The sequence below is a fragment of the Achromobacter sp. genome (assembly GCF_032113835.1).
GTDB lineage: Bacteria > Pseudomonadota > Gammaproteobacteria > Burkholderiales > Burkholderiaceae_B > Achromobacter.
Window position 1 is genome coordinate 1 of record NZ_DAMCTG010000162.1, and the last position, 4,718, is coordinate 4,718.

Here is a 4,718-nt window from a genome sequence, read left to right on the forward strand (position 1 = left end):
CTTGCGGTGCCCGTCTCCGTTCGGCCGCGCGGGCGGCCTCCGGAGACTTACGCGGAGTCTTGCGTTGTGATGATGACGCTTCGCGCATAGGTGGCGCTTGGGTGTCTGACACCCGCATAGACGGGCTGCAGGCTTGAGGGGTGCTCCCAGGGTGTCAGACACCCATTTTGGCGAAGGTGTTCGTTTTTGCCGGGTACCCGATACTGCCAGATCCGTAAGACTGATTCGGGTGTCTGACACCAGCAGACCAGCAGACGACGTGGTCATGACGCTTCGCGAGTAGGTGGCGCTTTGGTGTCTGACACCCGCATAGACGGGCTACAGGCTTGAAGGGTGCTTCCAGGGTGTCAGACACCCATCCTGGCGAAGACGCTCATTTTTGGCGCGGAGTCTGACGCAGATCCGGCGCCAGTAGATTTGTAGGACCGATTCCGGTGTCTGACACCTTCGACACCCGCTTTTGGCGGGAGTCTGAACGCAGCAGATACGTAGGACGGATTCGGGTGTCTGACACCTTCGTTCGAGCACGGTTCGCTGCTAATCATCACTTGAACTCAAGTGCCCGATGGGCGGCGCGAACAGGTCGGCAGGCTGACGCGAGCCGTCGCCGCGCCGCCCATCACCGCCCCACCCACCGTGACGGCGGCCATTAGCAAACCGATCTCCGCCAGCGCGAAGCGCACATCCTCACGACGACCCACTGAACCGATGCCGATTGCCGCCGCCCGGGCGGCAGCAATTCGGCGGCCCCGCAAATCTCCTGCCCTGTCCACAGGTCTAGCAGCGCGCAAACCAAAGACCCTCGTAGCACGGCGTCGTGGTCCCCGGGGAGGCGAGCGCCGTCGATGCGCCCGAGGGAATCTGAAGGGAGCCGAAGGCGGACGAAGATGACGAAGGGGGGGGCCGCCTAGGCACGTCCGGAGCGAAGGCTCCGGACCGCAATCGTGGGCGATCGCCTCCCCGGGGACCGCGGCGTCGGGCGACCTACGAAGATCTGAAGAAGCGCCCTACGAAGATCTAAAGAAGCAACGCAAGAAGATCCGAAGAATGCGACCTACCAAGCGTCAAAGCAGCCCCCCAGCACCTCACTCCGCCAAAGGATCCTGAAACTGCGAACACTTCACCTGCACGAGCTTCCGATCCTGCAACCGCAAAGCCGTCAACGACCCGCCCCAAACACATCCCGTATCCAGGCAAATCACGTCCGGCCGCTGCAACAACCCCAGCGTCGACCAATGTCCGAATACCGTCGTGACATTACGTGTCGCCCGATTAGGCACATCGAACCAAGGCACCAACCCAGGCGGCCAAGCGCCCGGCGTCACCTTCGTCGCGAATTCCATATGCCCGTTCGGCGTGCACAAGCGGATCCGCGTCAGCGCGTTGATGATCACCCGCATCCGCTTGCCGCCCTTGTGGTCTTCCTTCCAGGTGGCCGGCTCGTTGCCGTACATTTTTTGAAGGGCCTTCTGCCAGTTCGGGCCGCGCAGCGCGTCCTGGACTTCGCCCGCCAGGGCCAGTGTCTTGGCCACGTCCCACTTGGCCAGCGTGCCCGCATGAACCAGCAGATGGTTCTGCTCGAAATGCGCCAGCGGGCGGAAACGCAGCCAGTTGAGCAGGTCCGTCGCGTCGGGCGCCCGCAGGATGGATTCCAGCGTGTCCGATTTGGACGGCTTGCGCACGCCCGCGGCCGCGGCCAGCAGGTGCAGGTCGTGGTTGCCCAGGACCACCGTTGCCCGGTCGCCCAGGTCGATGATGCGGCGCAGGGTTTCGAGCGACTGCGGGCCGCGGTTGACCAGGTCGCCCGCGAACCAGAAGCGCGACTTGGGATCGCCAACCAGGTCCGGGTGGGACAGCAAGCGATCCAGCGGCGAGCAGCAGCCCTGCACGTCGCCAATCATCCAGATACTGCCGTTCATGCGGGACTCTTGCTCCAAGGCCAACGTTGTTGGACGAGACGGGTGATGGTGTGGCGGTATTCCATGTAGCTCATGGCGCCCAGCGCCAGCGCCATGGCGCCCAGATTCGGACCCAGGGCGGTCAGCCAGGGCGGCCACTTGCCCAGCATGCCGACGTTCAGCGCAAGCTGGTTCAGCATGAAGAAGCCCACGCCCAGCAGGATGCCCACGAAGACCTTGGCGCCGACGCCGCCGCGGCGGGTCTGCATGAGGCCGATGGGGGCGGCGATGGTGATCATCACCAGCAGGGTGAACGGGTAGGCCAGCTTGCGCCACAGCGCGACGACCTGGCGGCCGTATTGAAGCTGGTTGTCCCGCAGGTATTCCACGTAGTCGAGCAGCGTGACGATCGACATGCGTTCGGGCGTCAGCACACGCGCCAGGAGGCGTTCGGCGCTGAGGGTGGTGTCGATGGAGCGTTCGGGCAGCTTTACAACGGTGGCCGGCGGGTTCTTGGGCGGGCGGGCGTTGGCGAGGGCTTCGGCGGCATCGGCGTCCAGGCGGGTCTCGGAGACGTCCTTGAGCACCAGGTCGCCGCGGGTGAACAAGCCGGACGGGGCGGTGGACAGCGCCGACAGCGTCAGGTCCTTCTTGAATTCGTAGAGGGTCACGCCGGCCACCTGGCCGTCGCCCTTCAGTTCGGTGATGTTGATGATGCGGGTGCCGCCGTTGGCCGTGGGTTCCTTGAACCAGTAGCCGCTTTTGAGGCGGTCGCCGCCCGCCTTGCCGCGGAACATCAGGTTGGCCTCGCCGGTCTTGACCTCGGCCCATGGGGTCACGTATTCGGACAGCAGGCCCGCGCCGATCATCAGCGGGATCGTGACGATCCAGAGCATGCGAAGCAGCTTCATGCCGCTGACGCCGGAGACCCGCAGGATGACGAGTTCGTTGCGCTGGGCCAGACCCGCCAGCGCCAGGATGGCCCCGATCAGGAGCCCGATGGGCAGCAGGTCATAGAGACGGGTGGGGATCGCCAGCGCCTGCATGTACAGCAAGGCCATCATGGAGAACTTGTCGCCCACGTTGTCCAGGTCGTCCACCAGAGCGAAGAACGTGAAAAGGCCGAGCAGGGCCAGAAGGACCACTGCGCAAGAGCGATAGACCTCTCGGGCCAGGTAGCGACGTGCAGTACGCATGAAGGAAAAAGGAGTGGAGCGCGTAAACGTGAAAGCTTAACAAATCCCGCAGCCGGAAAACGACTGGCAGGACCGTTTTGTCCGGTTCCCCTTTCAGGGGATGTCGACCATCTGCATCCGGCGCGTCAGCACGCCGACCCGGGAATTCAGATAGTTGGACTTGCGGTGGCTGTCATAGAAGCGCGGGTTGGGCAGCATGGCCGCCAGCCGGGCGGACTGGCTGTTCCCCAGATTGGCGGCGGTGGTATTGAAATAATGCTTGGCGGCGGCCTGGGCGCCGAACACGCCCACGCCCCACTCGGCGACGTTCAGGTAGAGCTCCAGAATCCGTTCCTTGCTCATGACGTGTTCGATCATGTAGGCCAGTACCAGTTCCTGACCCTTGCGCAGGTAGCTGCGCGAGCCTGACAGAAACAGGTTCTTGGCCAGTTGCTGGGTGATGGTGGAGCCGCCGCGCATCTTGGAGCGCCCGGCTTCTTCCTGCTTCTGGTTGTATTCCCAGGCTTTGCGGATGGCGTCCCATTCGACCCCATCGTGGCCCGTGAAATTGGAGTCCTCGGACGCAATCACCGCGCGCTTGAGCGACCGGTTGATCTTGTCATACGGCACCCATTCGTATTTCAGCTCGATCCCCGGGTCTTCCTTGCGCAGGCGCGAAAGCTCTTCGCGCATCATCGCGCTGCTGCCCGGGTCGCGGTAGTTGTACCAGACCACCTGGGCGAACAGCCAGAATTGGTACAGCAGGATCGCGCACACCAGCGCCATTACCAAGCCGGTGGTGATCCGAAACCAATTGCGGCCGCCGCTGCGGCCCGTGCGCGTCGCCATGCCGTTCAGCTTCCGGCGGCGAGCGCCTCGCGCAGCGCCGCCAGGACGGGCGCGGCGTCGGGGCGCACGCCGTGCCAGATGAAGAAGCTTTCGGCGGCCTGGCCGACCAGCATGCCCAAGCCGTCGGCCGTCAGCGCGGCGCCGTCGGCCTGGGCCTGACGCATGAAGGCGGTGGGCTGCGCGCCGTACATCATGTCGTAGGCGGCGGCGCCGTCGGCGTACAGGCCGGGCGGCAGGTCGGGGGCCGCATTCTGCAGGCCGCTGGCGGTGGCGTTGATGACCAGGTTCCAGCCGCCGGACACGGCGGCGGTGGCCAGGGCGCCCGCGGTAACCTGGGTTTGCGGCGACACGCCGCTTGCGCTCCAGGCGGCGGCCAGTTCCTCGGCGCGGGCAGCCGTGCGGTTCACGATGTGGACGCGGGCGCAGCCGGCCTCGGCCAGAGGCTGCAGGACGCCGCGCGCCGCGCCACCGGCGCCGACCAGCAGCACGGCGGCCCCCGGCAGGCGCACGCCCAGGCGCAGCAGGTCATTGACCAGGCCCACGCCATCAGTGTTGCAGCCGTGCCAGACGCCATCGCGCCACGACAGGGTGTTGACCGCGCCCGCCAGCCGCGCGCGATTCGACAGATGGTCCGACGCCAATGCATAGGCGTCCAGCTTGAACGGCACCGTGACATTCAGGCCCAGGCCGCCGTCCGCCACGAAAGCGGCGACGGCGTCGGCAAAGCCGTCCACCGGGGCAAGCAGGCGCTCGTAGCGCAGCGGCTTGCCGGTCTGCTGCGAAAACATGGCGTGGA

The 4,718-nt window shown here is 65.5% G+C and carries 4 protein-coding genes; all 4 read right to left on the reverse strand.

From position 1 onward, the window contains the following. Window positions 1–1,085: 1,085 nt before the first annotated feature. Window positions 1,086–1,919 carry a symmetrical bis(5'-nucleosyl)-tetraphosphatase gene (locus tag RT697_RS26885; protein ID WP_175126250.1) on the reverse strand — a complete coding sequence of 278 codons (834 nt, stop codon included), beginning with the start codon at window positions 1,917–1,919 and terminating at the stop codon, window positions 1,086–1,088. Continuing rightward, a complete protein-coding gene (gene lptG, locus RT697_RS26890) occupies window positions 1,916–3,094 on the reverse strand; it encodes an LPS export ABC transporter permease LptG (RefSeq protein ID WP_313702672.1) in 1,179 nt (392 codons plus the stop codon). The genes RT697_RS26885 and lptG overlap by 4 nt, the downstream gene beginning before the upstream one ends. Before the next feature lie 93 nt (window positions 3,095–3,187). Next, window positions 3,188–3,922 (reverse strand): monofunctional biosynthetic peptidoglycan transglycosylase, encoded by a 735-nt coding sequence (gene mtgA / locus RT697_RS26895; protein ID WP_218342198.1) that lies wholly within the window; start codon window positions 3,920–3,922, stop codon window positions 3,188–3,190. A gap of 5 nt (window positions 3,923–3,927) precedes the next feature. Further along, on the reverse strand, window positions 3,928–4,718 hold a 791-nt coding region (gene aroE, locus RT697_RS26900; RefSeq protein WP_313702673.1), incomplete at its 5' end, for a shikimate dehydrogenase.